14 protein-coding genes and 1 pseudogene are annotated in these 18,138 nt (G+C 69.3%); 7 read left to right on the plus strand and 8 right to left on the minus strand.

Annotated elements, in window-relative coordinates; translation table 11 throughout:
* Positions 1-2,163, minus strand: a pseudogene (locus AB0B72_RS39265) (hypothetical protein); the annotation flags it as partial.
* A gap of 1,290 nt (positions 2,164-3,453) precedes the next feature.
* On the opposite strand from AB0B72_RS39265, the gene AB0B72_RS39270 reads away from it, so the two are divergent.
* The 3 genes from AB0B72_RS39270 (at position 3,454) to AB0B72_RS39280 (ending at position 6,085) form a co-directional block, all read left to right on the plus strand.
* Positions 3,454-4,263, plus strand: a complete 810-nt coding sequence (locus AB0B72_RS39270; RefSeq protein ID WP_367744806.1) for a FadR/GntR family transcriptional regulator — start codon at positions 3,454-3,456, stop codon at positions 4,261-4,263.
* 217 nt (positions 4,264-4,480) lie between these two features.
* Entirely contained in the window at positions 4,481-5,221 is a 741-nt protein-coding gene (locus AB0B72_RS39275; protein WP_367744807.1) for a FadR/GntR family transcriptional regulator, read from the plus strand.
* A 111-nt stretch (positions 5,222-5,332) separates the two neighbouring features.
* Positions 5,333-6,085, plus strand: a complete 753-nt coding sequence (locus AB0B72_RS39280) for a FadR/GntR family transcriptional regulator (RefSeq protein WP_367744809.1) — start codon at positions 5,333-5,335, stop codon at positions 6,083-6,085.
* Between the two features lie 96 nt (positions 6,086-6,181).
* Here the strand turns inward: AB0B72_RS39280 and AB0B72_RS39285 are convergent, their stop codons facing one another.
* The 6 genes from AB0B72_RS39285 to AB0B72_RS39310 are packed head-to-tail and all read right to left on the minus strand — an operon-like array spanning position 6,182 to position 11,759.
* The gene (locus AB0B72_RS39285) at positions 6,182-7,012 is read right to left on the minus strand and encodes an amidohydrolase (RefSeq protein ID WP_367744810.1); all 831 of its coding nucleotides are present in this window, start codon (positions 7,010-7,012) and stop codon (positions 6,182-6,184) included.
* The gene (locus tag AB0B72_RS39290) at positions 7,009-7,353 is read right to left on the minus strand and encodes an L-rhamnose mutarotase (RefSeq protein ID WP_367744813.1); all 345 of its coding nucleotides are present in this window, start codon (positions 7,351-7,353) and stop codon (positions 7,009-7,011) included. Before AB0B72_RS39290 ends, AB0B72_RS39285 begins: the two co-directional genes overlap by 4 nt.
* Positions 7,350-8,552: a mandelate racemase/muconate lactonizing enzyme family protein gene (locus tag AB0B72_RS39295; protein WP_367744817.1), complete on the minus strand. Its 1,203-nt coding sequence runs from the start codon at positions 8,550-8,552 to the stop codon at positions 7,350-7,352. The genes AB0B72_RS39290 and AB0B72_RS39295 overlap by 4 nt, the downstream gene beginning before the upstream one ends.
* A 28-nt stretch (positions 8,553-8,580) precedes the next feature.
* Positions 8,581-9,492 carry a carbohydrate ABC transporter permease gene (locus AB0B72_RS39300; protein WP_367744819.1) on the minus strand — a complete coding sequence of 304 codons (912 nt, stop codon included), beginning with the start codon at positions 9,490-9,492 and terminating at the stop codon, positions 8,581-8,583.
* A gap of 4 nt (positions 9,493-9,496) precedes the next feature.
* Positions 9,497-10,429 (minus strand): carbohydrate ABC transporter permease, encoded by a 933-nt coding sequence (locus AB0B72_RS39305; protein ID WP_367744821.1) that lies wholly within the window; start codon positions 10,427-10,429, stop codon positions 9,497-9,499.
* 1 nt (position 10,430) lies between these two features.
* A complete protein-coding gene (locus AB0B72_RS39310) occupies positions 10,431-11,759 on the minus strand; it encodes an ABC transporter substrate-binding protein (RefSeq protein ID WP_367744823.1) in 1,329 nt (442 codons plus the stop codon).
* 159 nt (positions 11,760-11,918) lie between these two features.
* Between AB0B72_RS39310 and AB0B72_RS39315 the strand changes: the two genes are divergently transcribed.
* Positions 11,919-12,947: a zinc-binding dehydrogenase gene (locus AB0B72_RS39315; RefSeq protein ID WP_367744825.1), complete on the plus strand. Its 1,029-nt coding sequence runs from the start codon at positions 11,919-11,921 to the stop codon at positions 12,945-12,947.
* Positions 12,944-13,699 carry an SDR family oxidoreductase gene (locus AB0B72_RS39320; RefSeq protein WP_367744827.1) on the plus strand — a complete coding sequence of 252 codons (756 nt, stop codon included), beginning with the start codon at positions 12,944-12,946 and terminating at the stop codon, positions 13,697-13,699. The genes AB0B72_RS39315 and AB0B72_RS39320 overlap by 4 nt, the downstream gene beginning before the upstream one ends.
* Before the next feature lie 117 nt (positions 13,700-13,816).
* Here AB0B72_RS39320 and AB0B72_RS39325 read toward each other — a convergent pair whose 3' ends face one another.
* Positions 13,817-15,835: a right-handed parallel beta-helix repeat-containing protein gene (locus AB0B72_RS39325; RefSeq protein ID WP_367744829.1), complete on the minus strand. Its 2,019-nt coding sequence runs from the start codon at positions 15,833-15,835 to the stop codon at positions 13,817-13,819.
* 116 nt (positions 15,836-15,951) lie between these two features.
* Between AB0B72_RS39325 and AB0B72_RS39330 the strand changes: the two genes are divergently transcribed.
* Both AB0B72_RS39330 and AB0B72_RS39335 read left to right on the plus strand, forming a co-directional pair.
* On the plus strand, positions 15,952-16,989 hold the full coding sequence (locus AB0B72_RS39330; RefSeq protein ID WP_367744830.1) for a sugar kinase: 1,038 nt from the start codon (positions 15,952-15,954) through the stop codon (positions 16,987-16,989).
* A 790-nt stretch (positions 16,990-17,779) separates the two neighbouring features.
* Positions 17,780-18,138: endo-1,4-beta-xylanase (locus tag AB0B72_RS39335; RefSeq protein WP_367744832.1), on the plus strand; the 359-nt coding region annotated here is incomplete at its 3' end.

Raw genomic sequence — 18,138 nt, forward strand, 5'->3', positions numbered from 1 at the left:
GCAGTCCCACAGATTGAGCTGCGTGCCGTTCGTCTGCGTCTGGCCAGGGACGTCAAGACACCGGTTGGCGTTGACGTTGCGCAACACCGACGTCGTCCCGCTGCCAGGCCCGGAGGGTGACGGCGAGGGTGACGACGTGCCGTTCTGGGGACCGGCGGCCGCCATCACGGCCTGGGCGCCCGACGGCCAGTTGCCGTTGGAGACCGTGACGTTGCTGTTCACCACGTTGCCGCGGTCGCCGTTGGTCACGTTGGTGCTGCCGTTGCTCGACCAGTTGCCGGTGACGGTGAAGTTCCCCATGTTCTCGCCGCCCCAGTAGTTGGCGGTGAGCCAGGTGCCCGTGTTGGACAGGACGTTGTTCCTGACGGTGTAGTACTTGGAGCCCTCGTCGAAGTAGACCCCGAAGAAGCCGTTGGTCCGCAGGCAGTAGTTGTCACTGATCACCGCACCGGGGTTCCACGACAGCGTGTAGATGCATCCGCCGTCGGTCATCTGCTGCATGACGTCGTGCACGTAGTTGCCGACCAGCTGGTTGTTGGACGCGGTGGTGGCCGTGGTGTACCGCGGCTGGTAGTTGTACAGGCCGCGGTTGGCGTACTGGGTGTTGCCGCCGGGCTCGTTGGCGCCCCAGCCGTACCCGATCGACATGCCGGTGTACGGCATGTTGTAGACCTCGTTGTGGGAGACGTTGGAGCCGCTGACGTAGGTGGTCAGGACCGAGACGATGCCCCGGTAGTCCAGACCGAGGTCATGGATGCGGTTGTTGCTGACGGTGATGTTCCGGTTGACCATCCGCTGGTCGCTCGGGTGATGCGCGTCGGCGCGCACGCCGCCGACCACGATGCCACCGGCCGAGTTGCGGGCGATCTCGGACCGGGTGACCGTGATGTTGCTGGCGCCCAGGCCGACGCCGCTGGCGTGCGCGTTGGCGTCGTTGCCGATGCCGATGGCCGTCTGCCCGAGGTTGACGAACTGCGAGTCACTGAAGGTGATGTTGTTGGCGGCCGAGACCTGAACCGCCGCGGGCATCTGAGCCCAGTTGGGGCGGGTGGACTCGAACTGCTGGCAGCCTTCCTGGCAGGAGCTCGGCAGGTCGCCGGGCCAGTTGGAGTTGCCCGAGATGTAGGAGCCGGTCTGCTGGTCGGCGAAACCCTGGTTGCTGCTCGGGCCCAGCCAGCTGGTGCCGGTGAAGGTGATCCCGGTGAACGCGATGTGATGCGCGGGCGCGTCATAGGTGCCCCCGACGTCCACCAGGGACTGCAGAGTCGGCAGCTCCACGCTGACGTTGCTCATGTTCTGCCCGGAGAGGGGGATGTAGGACAGCACGCCGGTGGACGGATTGATGTACCACTCACCCGGAGAGTCGAGGAGCTCGTAGGCGTTCTCTATGTACAGCGGCCCGGCCCGGTGCGGGGTGGTGAACGTGTCGTACCCGAAGATGTTGTTGCTCCAGCTGGGCTGCTGCATCGTGATGAAGTTCCCGCTGATGCCCTGCACCCGCACGTACCGGTCGGTGAACGAGCCGACGCTCTCCAGCTCGATCCGGTTCTGGTTCGTCAGCGAGTTCAGGTAGCTCAGGGAACTGCTGGTGAACCTCATGCCGCTGCCGTTGGAGGTGAAGTCACCCCGGTTCAGCTGGGCGCGCGCACGCGTGGCGAGGGCGCCGTTGACGTACAGCTGCCGGGTGTCGATGCCGGTGCCGACGTTGGCCTGCCAGATGTTCTTCGACTGGTTGGCGAGCGACCAGCCGGTGACCGCCCTGGCGCCGGTGACGACGGGGTGGGCCCCGGCCGCGGCCTGCCAGATGACCTGGTATCCGTTGTTGCCGGAGTCGGCGGCGGTCAGCCGCAGCGGCGCGGAGAGCCTGTACACCCCGTCGGCGAGCTGCACGACGATGTCGCCGGACATCGAGCTGTTCAACGACCGCACCGCCGTCTGCGCCCCCGAAGGAGAGCACGGCTGGGCGGATGAACAGGTGCTGCCGGTGCCCGAGGGCGAAACGTAGAGAGTCGTGGTGGCGGCTTGGGCCGCGGTCGCCACGCCGACGATTGTGATCGCCGCGGTCACCGCCGCGGCGACGAGCCCGGCCAGAACCGGTCTCAACACCCCGGCCGGCGAGGACGTCCGCACGGCGGACGCCGTGGTTGTATTCCGATCGGTCACGTGCTTCTCCAGGGTTGCACGGCCTCACATGGCACCACGAGGGGTCGGGGTGGAGCGAGGCGATGGAAGCCGACGTGGCCGACCACGATGCGCGGAGGCATGCAAAAGGCCTCCACACACCCGCCGACGTGGTCCAGCCGTACAGACCCCGGAAGGAGCGTCTCCCGGGTGCTAGCTACCAATTACGGTCCGCACGGCCAGACCCGTCAAGACTTAAGACTGCTTAATTTCGGGACGCGCACACACGGGTCCCGGCCGGTGTTGGCCCTGTGAATTCGCTGACCAGCGGAAATCCACATATGCCTTGCCGGCGACCGTCCGTCCGCGGCCTGGATCATCTCGAATGTTTCATACTTAAGGTGCGATGTCTCGAACCGAACTGGCGGTCGGCGGCGGCGTCGCGCGGTCGTCGAACCGTTTCGGCAACGCCACCCATCGCCGCCGTCGCACCGGCACGCCGAGGGACGTGGGCCATCCGAGGCAGGGCGTGAATGTTTCATCCCCCGGCGCCAGGAGGTGAGCACGAGCATCCCTGATCAGAGCCGCCGGAGATGCCTCTCGGTCCCTGTGGGGAAAGGGTGAAGATCCGGTTCTTGACAGGCGGCCGGCCGGTCGTATTGGCTTCGCTGCACCCGCCACCACAATCCACCGGTAGGAAGGGACACCGCTCACTCGATCGCTGTTAGCGCTAACACCTACGTACCGCCGCCGCGTCACGACCTGGATCCCCGCCACCAGGTGAGCACTGATCGGTTCGCGGATCTCCCGGAAGGAGGGATCCGGGCGAGCGCCGCTCGCCGACGCGCTGGTACCCGATCGCGTCCTCGCCGGCGCCGGCACGCTCCGAGACACACCGGCGGCGTTCACTGCCACGGCCGGGCTCCTCGCCGGCGTCCGCGTCCCTTCCCTCCCCGGCCCATGCCCTCATGCGCACCCCGGCCCGCGACGACACCGAGGATCACCTCGATCTCACGTTGCGGCCACGGCTCGATCAGGGGAGGACGTGACGACGCGGAGCGGTGGGCTCTCACCGTCGCGCCCCGGCCATCCGACCCGATACGCGCCGGACGCCGGCCGACCGGCATCGCCTGTACCGCCGCCTGAGTACGGAGCGGCGTGAAATCGGCGCGCGAGGAAAGCCCCGCAGGCCCGCCGTCCGCCGACCCCTGACGCGGCCAGATAGCCCCGTTCCGCCCGCTGACGCTGAATTGGGCTGAAAGCGACACTTCATCATATGAATTACATATGGAGGAAGGCGTATACTGACGTCGTGACCCTTGTGGAGGCCCAGTGACTGCCGCGTCCCCTCACCCCGGTACGGCCCCGGGCTCCTCCCGCGACCTGCTGGAGCCTATCCGGCACCGACGTCCTCGCCGCCTGGGCGATACGGTCGTCACCCATCTGGTCGACCGCATCGTGTCGGGGGCTTATCCGGTGGACACCGTGCTCCCCACGGAGCCTGAGCTGTGCGCGGAGTTCGGCGTCTCCCGCACGGTTGTGCGGGAGTCCATCAAGCTTCTCGAAGCGAAGGGCCTGGTCAAGGCGATTCCGGGCCGAGGCACCGGGGTGCTGGAGCCCATCGGCTGGAACCTCCTCGACCCCGTCGTCCTGGAGGCGCAGATCCGGCACGACAGCGATCTGAGCATCCTCGACGACCTCGTCAACGTCCGGGCGGCGCTCGAATGCGACATGGCGGCGCAGTGCGCACGCGTGATCACGCCGGCCCAGGCGCAGGCGCTGACCGCGCAGGCCAACGTTCTCGCGGAGAGCCTGCACGACCCGCTGCGCTACGCCCGAGAGGACGTCTCCTTCCACGAGATGATCATGGCCATCAGCGGCAATCGTCTCGGTCACGCGATCATCCACGGCATCCACGCCAAGGCTCGGCAGTCGAGCCAGTACAACGGCGACCCCAGCAGGGAAGAACATGCCCAGTCGCTCGCCGAGCATCGGCAGATCGAGGCGATGATCCTTCGAGGCGACGCCCAGGGGGCCGCGGCCGCGATGCGCATTCACATCCTCGGCTCATGGGCCAGGCGGCGCCCCGGCGTGCTCGGCGCGCTCTCAAGTGGAGCCGGCTCCGGGCCTGCCGGCGCGTGAACGACCGTGGCGGAAGAGTGTCTCTTCTCCCACGCACCACCCAGACTTCCGCGACCCCGAACGGCCCCTTATGGTCTTCGGCCTGCCGAAGTGAGTCTCTTCCATGCCCAGATCGGATCCGATGGGTCATACTCACCTTGTCCGCGATCGAACCACGCCGGATGTACGGTGAGCGAAACAGGTCATAGTCTCGCGGCGATCGCACGAAGGGAGCACCGTGACCGACACGCCGCGCCAGGCCGGATACCGGCCGGGCTACGAGGTGGCGGCCGAGCAGGTGCTGGAGCTCATCGCCCGGCTGCGCCTCCGCCCCGGCGACCGCATGCCCACCGAAGTCGACCTGGCCCACCAGCTCGGCACCAGCCGCACGGTCGTCCGCGAGGCCGTCAAGATCCTCTCCGCCCTGGGCCGGGTCCGCGCCCATAAAGGCCGCGGGCTTTATGTGGCCGACGACGAGGGCATGCTCGGCGGAGGACGCTGGGCGCCCTTCTTCCTCCCCACCGACCTCGATCACGTCTACATGCTCTTCGAGTTCCGGCGGGCGCAGGAGATGGAGACCAGCCGCCTGGCCGCCCGCCGCGCCACACCCGCCGAGCTGACCGCCATCGAGAAGGCCGCCCACCTGTGCCGCCATGGTCACGACACGGGGCGCGAGGACATGTTCAACGAAGGCGACGACGCCTTCCACACCGCCGTCGCGACCGCCTCGCACAACATGTTCCTTCAGAACTCCGTACGGCAGGCCCGGCGGCTGCAGGCGCAATCCCACATCATCGCCCTGCGCGGCTCGCTGGGCGGCCACGCGGCCAAGGCCGTGGAGGAACACGAGGCCATTTACCAGGCCATCCGCGCCGGCGACCCCGAAGCGGCGGCCCTGGCCGCCGCCACCCACATCGACAACACCCTGGATGACTACCGCCGAGAGATTCAGCAGCGCCTGTTCTCCCCACCGACCTGACCCCACCGGCCCGTTCGTCAGCTCCTCCGCCGGACGGGAAACGTACGCAAGCCCGCCGGGTTGTCGGCCGAGGGCTCAGGAAGCGTCGCGGCGCTGCACTAGAGTGCGGTCATGAGCGCCGAAGCGGACGCCTTCGCCTTCTCCTCCCGCAGGCCTGCCGAGCGGCTGGGCGTCGCGGTGGTCAGCGAACTGGTCGAGCGCATCGTCACAGGCGAGATTCCCGAAGGGCACCTGCTGCCGCCCGAGGGCCCGCTCTGCGAGCACTTCGGCGTAAGCCGGACGGTTCTCCGCGAGTCGATCAAGCGGCTCGAGGAGAAGGGCCTGGTGGTCGTGGCTCAGGGCCGCGGAACCCAGGTGGCCCGCTCCGGATCCTGGAACATGCTCGACCCGATCGTCTTGTCCGCGCTCATCGACAACGACGAGTCCCTGGGCATCCTGGACGAGCTCACGGTCGTCCGCGGCAGCCTTGAGTCCGCCATGGCGGGCACGGTGGCGTTGCGGCGCACACCCGAGGAGCTCACCCGCGTCGAGCACGTTCTGGAGTCGATGCGCGAGATGCGGCATGACAGCGACTCCTCCCGGCAGGCGGATGTGGTCTTCCACCTCACGATCATGGAACTCTCCCGCAACCGCCTGGCCGAGAACATCGCCAAGCGCCTGTACCGGCGGGCGCTCGAGAGCAGCAGATACCACGGGATGGGGTACGAGGACGCTTTCCACTCCACCTTGAACGAGCACGCTCTGGTGGTCGACGCGATCTCCCGCCAGGACGCCGAGGCCGCGGAACGGGCGATGCGCGACCACATCGTCGGCTCCTGGAAGCGGCGCAGGCTCGCGGCGCCCGGCGAAGACGCCGGACTCTAGAGAGCCGCTCCGCCGGGCCCGGATGTCAGCGTCCGTGCGTTCACACGGACCCGGACGGGACGAGTCCGGCCCTCGGACAACCCGGGACCATGGCCGTCATGCGCCGAGCCCGTAAACGGCCGACGCGGTGCCGGACATGATCGCCTGCCGCTCCGCCGGGCTCAGCTCGGCGATGAGCTCGTCCACGACGCGTCGCCACGCGACCGCTCCGGCCCCCAGCTCGGCGAGCGGCCAGTCGGACCCGTACATGAGCCGCTCGGGGCCGAACGCGTCGAGCGCCACGCCGGTCACCCGGCGCAGGCGGGCTCCGTCGCCGCCGCTCACGAGCCCGGCCAGCCCGGAGATCTTCGCGAAGACGTTCGGCTGGGCGGCGAGCTCGCGCAGGCCGGTCTCCCAGCCTGCGTCGTCGTCCGACTCGGCGACCCCGCCGAGGTGGTCGGCGACGAAACGCACACCGGGGTGCGCGGCCACGACGGTCGCGGCCCGCGGCAGTTGCCACCACCGCACGACCAGGTCGAAGCCGAGGTCGCGCGCGCCCAGCTGCTTGAGCGCCGTGCCCACGTCGGGTCGTTCGAGCCAGGCGGGGTCGGGGTCGACATGGACCAGGTGACGGATCCCCACCAGCCTCCCGCGCGCCGAGGGGTCGAGCTCGTCGAGCTGCTCCGCGACGTCGGCCGTGAGGTCCGCCCAGCCGACGACACCCGCGATGCGCGAGCTCGGATGCGCCAGCAGCCGCCGCGTCTCGGCGGCGCTGTTGCTCGACTGCACGACGACCGCGGCGTCCACGCCGGTGGCGTCGAGCATCCGCTCGAGGTCGGCGGGTGCGAAGTCGCGATCGATGGCCGCCATCGTCGCGGGGTCGATCCACGGCTGCGGGTCGGTGGCCCGGTTCCACAGATGGACGTGCGCGTCGATGGAACGGCTCACGACAGGTGCCAGATCTCGTCGAGCGGCTGCCACAGAGCCCCGGGATCCCGCTCCTCGACGATCCGCACCTGGCACGGGTCGGTGTGCGTCCACCACTCGCGCGTCACGGGGTCGTCGGCGATGCGCGCCATGTCTGCGGCGTGATCCTCCCCGACGTACTCGTAGTAGGCGAACAGCGTGTCGCCGACGATGAAGATCGAGTAGTTCGTGACGTTCGCGTCGCGCAGGGTCTGCTCGACCTGCGGCCAGACGTTGCGATGCAGTTCGAGGTACTCCTCCCGGCGCTCCGGCCGGAGGCCGACGACGAGAGCGTGACGCTCCATGCGGTGCGGCTCACTCATGATCCCACCTGCTCCACCGCGGGGCCGCCGACCCGGCCGTCCTGACGCGGATCCGATATGACCGGGTCGGGGACGAGGCGCAGGCCCGCCCTGTCTGGACGGACGTGCGGCCCGGCGAGCGCGGCCGGCGGGTTGGCGGCTCGCACGATCTTGATGTGATCCTCGTCGACCCGGATGCCGATGCCGGGCTGATCGCCGAGTACGATCCCGCCCTCCTCGTACTCCTGGTCGACCTGGAGGCCGATGGGAGACGAGAGGTCCTGGACCTCGAACGCCAGGTGGTTCGGCACCGCCGTGGCGGCGTGCGCCAGCGGGTTCGCGTGGTAGGCCACCGGGCTCACCGGCAGGTCGCGGCCATGGGCCACCGCGGCCACCCGCAGGAAGTGCGTGATGCCCCAGACGTTGCCCACCTGGACGATGTCGACCGCGTCGGCGTCCAGGAGCGGCCGGTACTGCTCGAGGCCGGTGAGGTTCTCGCCGGTCGCGACGGCGGCGCGGATGCCGCTCCGGACGGAGGCGAGCCCGGCCGCGTCCCAGCGCCGCACCGGTTCCTCGACCCAGGCGAGGTCGACCACGCGCTCCAGCGCCGTGATGTACCGCACGGCCTGCGAGCGGTTCCACGACTCGTTCGCGTCGAACATCAGGGCGGGGTGCGCCGAGTTGCGGGCGAGGACGTCCCGCAACGCCTCCAGCCGGCGCAGGTCGTGCTCGAGCTCACGCCCGCCCTTGAGCTTGGCGGCGCTGAAGCCCCGGTCGGCGAAGCGCTCGTAGAGGAGCACGAGGGCCTCGTCGTCGAGGGCGATGTCCAATCCGGAGGCGTAACCGGGGACGAACCGGTCCCGGCCGCCAAGGGTGCGCCAGAGCGGCTCGTCCGCCGCCTTCGCCTTGAGGTCCCACAGCGCCATGTCGATCGCGCCGATCGCGCCGAACGTCGCACCTGAGTGGCCGGTCTTGAAGACCCAATCCAGCATCCGGTCGTAAAGGGCGGTGACGGCCCGCGGGTCCTCACCCTCGACGGCGCCGAAGACGCGGTCGATGTCGCCGTGTGAACCGAGCCCGACCCCCTCGAGACCGCTGTCGGTCTCCAGGATCAGCACGTGCACATCGGTGCGCGGCTCCGGCATCACCCCGTTGGCGTCGCCGATCCGCCGCCCCCAGTCGTGCACTGTCGTGAGGCTGCGGTATCCGGTGACTTTCAAGATTGCTCCTTATTCACAATGTTCCGACTCACTCCTTGGTGCCGCCCGCCGTCATGCCGGCGACCAGGAACCGCTGCGCGAAGAGGAAGACGATCAGCACGGGCAGCACCGAGATGACGGTCGCGAGCGCGAGCGTCGGCAACTGCACGGACTGTGCCCCGGCGGAGCTGGGGTTGAACGCCGGAGTCGAGGCGAGCAGCGAAGTGAGGCCGACCTGGACCGGGTAACCCTCGCTCGAAGGGAGCATCACGAAGGGCAGGAAGAAGTTGTTCCAGCTCTGCACGAAGCTGAAGAACCCGACCAGCGCGACGATCGGCGCTGCCAGCGGCAGCGCGACCCTGGTGAACACCTGAAGCTCTGTGCACCCGTCCAGGCGCGCCGCCGCGAGCAGATCACGCGGGACGCTGGTGGAGAAGTAGATGTACGTGAGGTACACCCCGAACGGGAAGAACGCCATCGGGAGGATCACCGAGAGCGGGCTGCCGATCAGGCCGACCACGTTGAGTTCGAGGAAGATCGGCAGTACCAGCGCGGTGTTGGGGATCAGCATGACGATCAGCGTCAGCGCGAGCAGCGACCGCCGGAACCGGAAGTCCGTCAGGGCCATCGCGTAGCCCGCCGGGATGCTCGCGATGATCGTGATGATGAGCGCGCCCACGGCGTACAGCGCCGAGTTGCCCACCCACGCGGTCACCGCGCCGTCCTGGAAGTCGAACAGCTGGCTCCAGTTGGCGGCCAGGTCGCCGAGGCTACCGGGCAGGAACGGATGGTCGACGATGAGCCCGTGCGCCGACTTCGTCGTCGCCAGCAGCAGCCAGACCATCGGGATGACGAAGAACAGCACGAAGATCACGACCACGACCGCGACGATCGTCCGGCCGCTCCAGCCGCTGGTACCGCCCTGGTGGCGCGCGTGGCGACCGGCGTCCATTGTTGTCATGACCTCAGCCCCTCTCGAACAGGCCGCCGCGCGTCACGAAGACGGCCGACAGCGCGAGGGCGACGACGAGCAGCAACAGAGAGATGGCCGCCGCTCCGTTGAAGTCGTTCTGCTGGAACGCGTACTGGTAGGCGAGCTGGTTGAGCGAGTAGTCGTTGGGCACGATCGCGTTGCTGGCCTGTGAGAGCAACTGCGGCTCGACGAACAGCTGCGTGCCGGCGGCGAGCGACATGATCCCCATGTACGAGATCCACTTGCGCAGCAGCGGAAGCTGGATGCGCCAGGCGATCTGCACGGTGCTCGCGCCGTCGATCCGCGCGGCCTCGATCACGTCGTGGCTGATGTTGTTGAGCGCACCGTACATGATGACGATCCAGCCGCCCGCGCCGGTCCAGAACGCGATGACGGCGAAGACCGGCGGCAGGTTGGCCGGCACGATGACCTGCACGAAGCTGGTGAAGCCCATCAGACGCAGCAGGCCGCCGACCGGGCTGGCGGTCGGGTCGAGCACGAACAGCCACAGCAGCACGCTCGACGCACCCGCCAGGGCGCCCGGCAGGTAGAAGACGAACCGGAGCGTCCGGCTCAGCCAGCGCACCCGGACGGCGTGGACGACGATGGCCAGGAATGTGACCAGCACCACCAGGGCCACCAGCCACATCACCAGGTAGAGCGCGACGTGCTCGACGGCGGGCAGGAAGCGGAAGTCGCCCATCACCTTGGTGAAGTTGGCGAAGCCCGCGAAGCCGCCGTCGCCGTCGGTGAAGGCGAGGTAGACGGCGTAGAGGGCGGGAAGGATCCCGAACGCGAGTGTGAGCACCGCGTAGAGGGCGATGAAGGCGTAGCTCATCCCGCTCTTCTCACCGCCGTCACCGCGGCCGGGCGGCCGCCCGCGCGGGATTCCCGCGGACCGGGCGGCCTGATGCGTAACCGTCATATCACTTGACCGTATAGCCGTTGACCTGGGCCTGGTTCTTGATCGCGGTCTCCCATTCGGGGAGCAGATCGACCAGGCTCTTGCCGCTGGCAATCGCGGGGGTGATCGTCTTGGCCCAGATCGCCTCCTGGCTGAAGACCCCGGAGCCCCACCCGGTCCAGATCTGCGCGCCGGCCTTGGTCAACGCCTGGAGGTCGGTGGCGTAGTAGCCGCTCGACTCCTGCTTCTTGATCCACTTGTCCGCGGCGGGCGCGTAGGCCGGATAACCGGGAGCGACGTTCACCTGGTAGTCGTCGGCCGTCGTGACGAACTCGGCGAACTTCTCGGCCGCCTTGAGGTTCTTCGAGTGGCTGCTGATGAACCAGGTGCCGCCGCCGACGTTGCCCGTCACCGGGGTGTCGCCCTGCCAGGCCAGCGGTGCCGCGACGCCGAGCTGGCCCGAGGGGACCTTGAGCGACTGCGGGTTGTTGAAGATCGCGCCCGCGTACCATGCCGGGCCCGGCATCAAAAGCACCTTGTCGGAGTACTTCTTCACGAACTCAGGGGTGAAGACGCTCAGGTTGGGGACGGTGCCGTTCTTGATCAGAGTGTCGAGCATCGTCGAGACGCGCTTGCACTCCGTGCTGTCGGTGTGCACCGTCACCGCCGCGACACCGGTGATGTCGTTCGCCTGGCACTTGCTGCTCCAGAAGTAGATCTCCGGGGCGAAGGAGTCTCCGACGGCGCCGACGATGTAGCCGGGGTGCTCCTTGGCGACCTTCTCACCGATCGCCTGGTACTCCTCCCAGGTGGTGGGGAGGGTGTAGCCGAACTTGTCGAGCAGGGTCTTGTTGTACCAGAGCACCACCTGCGCGAGGTCGTTGCGGAGGCAGTAGACCTTGCCCTCGACGGTGCACGGGGCCAGCGAGCCCTGGGTGAAGCTGTCGAGCGTGGCCTTCGGGACGAGCCCGGTGTTGAGGACGGCCGCGAACGCCTGCTTGCCGTTGCTCTTCTGGCTCGCCCACGACGCGTCGTTGTTCTGCGACGAGAACACGACATCCGGCCAGCCGCTGCCCGCCCGGTCGAAGAGCTGCATCTTCGTCCGGAAGGAGTTCGACCCGTTCGCGGAGCCGTCGTAGGTGACGACGTTGATCTTTACGCCCGGGTTGGCCTTCTTGAAGGCGTCGGTCGCGCTCACCCGGTCGGCGTCCACCCACACGGTGAGCGGGGCCTTGTCGTCCTGCGTGACCTGCGGAAAACCATAGGAGCCGACCGAGGAACCGCCGCCGCCGCCGCAGCCGGCGAGCGTGAGGGCGATCGCCGCCGCACCCACACCGCCGATCAGGCGCATCCGTCGCTCCGTATATCCGGTATGTCTGTTACGGACCATATTGGTGTCCTTTGTCCTGTCGCCCACATTGACGACGCGCGCAATGTGATGAAAATAGAGCATACGTATGACGTGTGCAAGCGGTTCGAAGTGCCGCCTTGACGAGAGTGAGGACGCCCGATGAAGGGTGCTGCATACATGGGCGAGGGTCGCCTGACGACCGTGGCCGTGGACGTCGGGCCGCCCGGTCCCGGCGAGCTCCAGATCGCCGTCGCCTACTGCGGGCTGTGCGGTACCGACCTCCACATCGTGCACGGCAACATGGATGCCAGGGTACGCACGCCCCTCGTGTTCGGCCACGAGACGTCGGGCACGGTGGCGGCGATCGGCGCGGGCGTGGAGGGCTGGAAGGTCGGCGACCCCGTGACCGTCATGCCGCTGGTCTGGGACGGCACCTGCCCCGCCTGCCTCGCCGGGCACCAGCACATCTGCCAGAACCTCGTGTTCGTCGGCATCGACTCCCCCGGCGGGCTGCAGCAGCGGTGGAACGTCCCGGCCTCGATCGCCGTGCCGCTCCCCTCCGGCCTCGACCTGCGGACGGCGGCGCTCGTCGAGCCCGCCGCGGTCGCGGTGCACGACGTCCGGCGCTCCGGCCTCCAGGTCGGCGACCGCGCCGTCGTGCTCGGCGGCGGCCCCATCGGGGTGCTCATCGCCGTCGTCGCGCGGCACGCCGGCGCCCATGTCATGGTCGCCGAGGTCGACGCCTCCCGCCGCGACCGGATCGCCGATCTCGGCATCGAGGTGATCGACCCCTCCTCCGCCGACATGACCGCCGAGGTCGAGCGCTGGACGGGCGGCGTCGGCGCCGACGTGGTCTTCGAGGTGTCGGGAGCCGCCGCGGCGGCCCGCTCCACGACCGCGCTGGCGAAGGTGCGCGGGACGATCGTCATCGTGGCCATCCACTCCGCCGCTCGCGAGCTGGACCTGCAGCGCGTGTTCTGGCGCGAGCTCCGCCTGCTGGGCGCCCGGGTGTACCAGCGGTCCGACTTCGAGCGCGCCGTCGATCTGCTCAGCCGGGGCGTCATCCCCGCGGAGGCCCTCATCTCCGGCGTCGTCCCGCTCGACGACATCGCCTCCGCGTTCGACGACCTGTCGGCCGGCCGGGCCATGAAGATCCTCGTGGACGTCGCCGGGGAGGCCCGGGCATGAGCCACCTCTTCGACCTCCACGGCCGTCTCGCGGTCGTCACCGGCGCCCGGCGGGGCATCGGCCGCGCCATGGCGGAGGCCCTCGCCGCCGCCGGAGCCGACATCATCGGGGTGAGCGCCAGTCTCCAGGCGGACGACGAGGTCGCCGAGACGGTACGCGGACTCGGCCGGTCCTTCGAGGGCCGCGCCGTGGACTTCGCCGACCGTGACGCCGTCCTGGCGCTGGGCGCCGAGCTCGCCGAGCGGGCTCCCGACATCCTCATCAACAACGCGGGCACGATCGAGCGGGCTCCCGCGGCGGAGCACTCGCTCACGTGGTGGGACCGGGTGATCGAGGTCGACCTGTCGAGCCAGTTCGCCCTCACCCAGCTGGTCGCACGCCCGATGCTGGAGCGCGGCCGAGGCAAGATCGTGTTCACGGCGAGCATGCTGAGTTTCCAGGGCGGGATCAACGTGCCCGGCTACACCGCCGCCAAGTCGGGGATCGCCGGCCTCACCCGTGCGCTCGCCAACGAGTGGGCCGCGCGGGGGGTGAACGTCAACGCCATCGCGCCGGGCTACATCGCGACCGACAACACGGCGGCGCTGCGCGGCGACCCCGAACGGTCGCGGTCGATCCTGGAGCGCATCCCGGCCGGACGCTGGGGGCGCGGCGACGACATCGCGGGCGCGGCCGTCTTCCTCAGCTCCGCGGCGTCCGACTACGTCTCGGGAGCGATCATCCCCGTGGACGGCGGGTGGCTGGCGCGATGAGCGCGGCGGGCTCGGGGCCGGGCGCGTAAAGGCCCATGGCCTCCGCCCTGACCGGCGTGGAGTGAAGGGCGGGGGGAGCCGGACGGCTCCCCCCGCCCCGTCGTCGGGCGGCTACTACTACTGCGAGACCCCGGGGAAGGTCCGCAGGGCCGGCTCGACGCCGGCGTTCGCGATCACCTGCTGGGCGTCGTCCGGCCAGGCGGTGCCCGGCACCTGGACGTTGTCGATCAGCTGGTTGTTGTGCTGGGTCGCGTTCGGCGTCTGCGCGCCGCCGGAGTTGTACCAGTTGTGCTGAAGCACGTTGTCGCTGGTGTTGTTGCTCGTCCCGTACGAGTTGGTGAACACCCACACCCCGCAGTCCTGGACCACGTTGTTCTTCATCGTCACGTACCGGGATCCCTCATCCAGGTAGAGACCGACCGTGTGCAGGGTGTCGTAGATGTAGTTCTCGCTGAACACGGCGCCGGGGTTGGCCGACAGGTTGTACAGGCTGCCCCCGTCGTGGAAGACCTTCTTTACTCCGTGGACCAGGTTGCCGGTCACCTCGGTGTTCCTGAGGGTCGTCGGCGTGGTGTAGACCGGCTGATAGTCGTACAGGCCGCGGTTGCGGTAGTCCTGGCTGCCGCCCACGTCGTTCGCGCCCCAGCCCCAGCCGGTGTCGATCCCGTCGTAGGCGAGGTTGGAGACCTCGTTGTGCGAGATCACGGTGTGGTCCGCGTACGTGGACAGGATGCCCGACATCTCCTTGTAGTCCTTGGCGACGTCGGTCACCAGGTTGTTGTCGATCGTGACGTCGCGGATGGTCATCGCCGGGTCGCTCGGGTGGTGCGCGTCCGGCTGCACGCCGCCCACGACGACCCCCGCGCCGCCGAGGTCGGTGAACAGGTTGTGGTGCACGGTCGTCTCGGTGACCCCGAGCCCGATCCCGGCTCCGTTCGCGTCGGCGTCCAGGCCGATGCCGAGGCCGACCTGGCCCAGGTGGGCGAAGGTGTCGTCCGTGAAGGTCACGCGGGTGGCCGCGGCGACCTGGACGGCTCCGGGGACCTGGTTCCAGCCGTTGCGCGCGGCCTCGAACAACGGGCAGCCCGACTGGCAGCTGGTCAGGTAGTCGGCCGGCTGAGGATACGCCTTCGGGATGAAGGCGCCGTTCTGCTGGTCGGCGTAGCCGATCGACGAGCCGGGCGACAGCCAGGTCGAGTGCGAGAACCGGATGCCCGAGAAGGTGAGGTCGTGCACCGGGTTCGCGTAGCTTCCCGCGATCTGCACGAGCGACTCGAGGTAGGGCAGCACGAACGACTGGCCGTTCGGGTCCTCACCGGCGGCGGCCCGGTAGTACAGCCGGCCCCCGGAGGGGTCCAGGTACCACTGCCCCTCCTGGAGGAAGGAGTAGGAGTTCTCCAGCAGCAGCTGGCCACCCGCGAACGGGCGGCCCAGGGTGTCGTACCCCCAGTTGTTGTTCTGCCAGGCGGGCTGCTGCATGGTGATCGTCGTCCCGCTGATGCTCTGCACGGGGGCGTACCGATCGGTGAACGAGTCCTGGCTCTCGACCTCGATGCGGCTCTGGTCCGGCAGTGTCGCGAGGTAGTCGAGCGCGGAGTTGTTGATCTTCAGGCCCGTGGCCGTGACCGTCACGTCGCTGCGAGCGATCTTGATCGCCGCCCGGGGCGCGGCCGCGTCGTTCTTGTAGAGCTGACGGCTGTCCTGTCCCTTGGGGACGGAGGCGACGAAGATGTTCTTGCCGGCGTCGTACGACGTCCAGCCGGTCACCTCCCGGCCGCCGGAGACGACCGGGTGGGCACCCTTCGCGGCGGTCCAGGTCACCGGCTTGGCGCTGGTGCCCGAGTCGTCCGCGGTGAAGCGCAGCGGCTTGTCGAGCCGGTAGGTCCCGTCCTTCAGCTGGACCGTGACGGCGCTCCCCGCACGCGCCGACGCACGGGCCATCGCCTGTGCCGCCGCAAGGGTGCGCAGCGGCCTGCCCGGCGTGCCCTGGTGGTGATCGTCACCGCTCGGCGAGACCACGATCGTGGTACGGCCGGGATGCGGCGGTACGGCGAGCGCCGGGGTGGCGCCGACCGCGACGATGCCGGCGACGAGGGAGATGCCCCCCGCGACGGATGCCAGATGGCGTTTCCTCACTGGTACCGAACCCCTCTGGTGCATGTGATGTTACTCATAAGACGTATGATGAATTACTCTTGATCGAGGGCGCCCGTCAAGGGGTCAGCACTTAATCGCCTTTTTGGAGCAGCATCGTGAGCATCGGCAGACCGGCCGGGGAACGGGACGACCTTCCCGGCGTGAACGGGCAGCGGAGCGGCTTTTCGGCCGGCGGGAGGCGTGTCGAGGTCTCCACGCTCGGCGAGGCCCTGCTGCGTCTGTCGCCGCCGCCGGGTGAGCGGCTGCGCGACTCCGGGCATTTCCGGGTGCACGTCGGCGGCGCCGAGGCGAACGTCGCCGTGGCCCTGGCGTCGGTCGGCGTGTCCACTCGCTGGACGTCCGCGCTGCCTCGGACCGTCCACGGGCGGCGCGTCGCCGACTCGCTGTCGAGCGCGGGCGTCGCCCTCGACACCGTGCGGTGGACGGCGGGCGAGCGCGTCGGGCTCTACTTCGCGGAGATGGGCTCGCCGCCGCGCCCCACGAGTGTGGTCTACGACCGGGCCGGCACCGCGTTCGGCTCGCTGTCCGCCGGCGACCTGGACTGGGCCGCCGTGTGCGACGCGCGGATCGTTCACCTGACCGGCATCACCGCCGCCGTGACTCCGGAGTCCGGCACGCTCGTGCTGCGCGCGGCACGGGAGGCGCGCGAGCGGGGTGCGCTCGTCGCCTACGACGTCAACTATCGGGCGGCCCTGTCCTCCCCTGAGGCGGCCGCCTCGTTCACCGCCGGGCTGGCCGCCGACGTCGACCTGCTCATCTGCCGGGCCGAGGACGCGCGCGATCTCTTCGGCCTCACAGGAGACACGTCGAAGCTGGCGAACGATCTGGCGGAGAGGCTGTCGATCGGCCGCGTCGTGGTGACGTCGGGCGCCGACGGCCCCGTCGCGCGGTGGGACGGCGAGTCCTTCGCGGCTCCCGCGCTGCCCACCGTCGCCGTCGATCGGATCGGCGCGGGGGACGCCTTCGCGGCGGGTGTTCTGTGGGGCATGCTCGACGACTCCCCGGAGGATGCGCTCAGCCGGGGGACGGCGATGGCCTCCCTGGCCATGAGCGTGCACGGGGACCAGTGCCGCTTCTCCGCGGACGAGGTGCTGGAGGTGGCTCGGGGCGCGGGACGGGAGGTCCGCCGGTGAGCCTCGGCCGCGGACGAGCGCCGGTCCGTGCCGGCGGCGGAGGTCGGGGCCCCGGCCGCTGAACTGAAATCGGACACGCGAACGGGCGCCCCTGAGGGGAAGGCTGCGGCGGAAGGGTGATGCGGGTTCCGCGTTCGAGCCTCCTGTCGCGGGTGTCGTCCGGCGGTGGTGATGGCGTAACGAAACCGGCGCGGCGGGCCACAGTCAAGAGGCGTGTCCGGACGTCCGGCGCCTCCCGGCACTCCCGGGACCCGCTGGTGGGCGGGGTGAAGATCGATTCCCTGCCAAGGGTGACAGTATGAAACATTCACCCGTCTGTCAGGCCCGCGGACAACACCGGTACCCATGCGCCCCGAGCAGCGATTCGAGCGGCGATGGCCCGGCCATCAGCGAGAAGTCTGCGGCAGGCTCGGTGCCGGCGCACGCAGGGGACGCGCTCCCAGCGGGAAGAGTCCGAAACTTCCCATTCACATGCTTGACATGTTCGGCGGCGAGTTCACACACTGCTCCCCGAACGGTCGGGTTCCCGCCGCGGTCGGTGGTGAACGGTGGGGCCCCGGTGCGGCAGGCCGTTCATGACGGCGCTTCCGAAGCCGGCGGCGCCTCGGCCGTTCACGACAGCCGTCGTGAGCGGTGCTCACTACGGCTACCGAGAGACAGATTCCCGTCGCGCCGGCGGCGCCGCGCCTCACCGCGCTCGTGACGCGGACGGCGACGTGTACGGCGCACCGCCGTTCCGCGGCGTCTTCCGCAGTCGTGCCATTCAGCTCTCAGGCAGTGGAGGCTCAGCATGGACGAAACCCCTGTATCCGCCGGTGGAGTACGGCGGTTGTTCCGCCGGCCCGGCCGGGCCCTGGTGGCCGGCGCGGCCGTGAGCGTACTCGGGCTGGCCACGGCGCTGGCGTCGTCGGTCCCCGCCAACGCGGCCGCGAGCACGCTCGGCGCCGCCGCGGCGCAGTCGGGCCGGTACTTCGGCGCCGCGATCGCGGCGGGGCATCTGAACGACTCGACGTACGTGGCGACCTGGGACCGGGAGTTCAACGCGGTCACCGCGGAGAACGAGATGAAGTGGACCTCCACCGAGAACACCCGCGGCCAGTTCACCTTCGGCTCGGCCGACCAGATCGTCAACCACGCCGTGAGCAAGGG

This window comes from Microbispora sp. NPDC049125, assembly GCF_040802045.1.
Lineage (GTDB): Bacteria > Actinomycetota > Actinomycetes > Streptosporangiales > Streptosporangiaceae > Microbispora.

Bases quoted from the DNA above. Each gene is read 5' to 3' on its own strand.
- AB0B72_RS39280 (WP_367744809.1), top strand. From the start codon at position 5,333: ATGAGCGCCGAAGCGGACGCCTTCGCCTTCTCCTCCCGCAGGCCTGCC.
- AB0B72_RS39290 (WP_367744813.1), bottom strand. From the start codon at position 7,353: ATGAGTGAGCCGCACCGCATGGAGCGTCACGCTCTCGTCGTCGGCCTC.
- AB0B72_RS39300 (WP_367744819.1), bottom strand. From the start codon at position 9,492: ATGACAACAATGGACGCCGGTCGCCACGCGCGCCACCAGGGCGGTACC.
- AB0B72_RS39305 (WP_367744821.1), bottom strand. From the start codon at position 10,429: ATGACGGTTACGCATCAGGCCGCCCGGTCCGCGGGAATCCCGCGCGGG.
- AB0B72_RS39310 (WP_367744823.1), bottom strand. From the start codon at position 11,759: ATGCGCCTGATCGGCGGTGTGGGTGCGGCGGCGATCGCCCTCACGCTC.
- AB0B72_RS39315 (WP_367744825.1), top strand. From the start codon at position 11,919: ATGAAGGGTGCTGCATACATGGGCGAGGGTCGCCTGACGACCGTGGCC.
- AB0B72_RS39320 (WP_367744827.1), top strand. From the start codon at position 12,944: ATGAGCCACCTCTTCGACCTCCACGGCCGTCTCGCGGTCGTCACCGGC.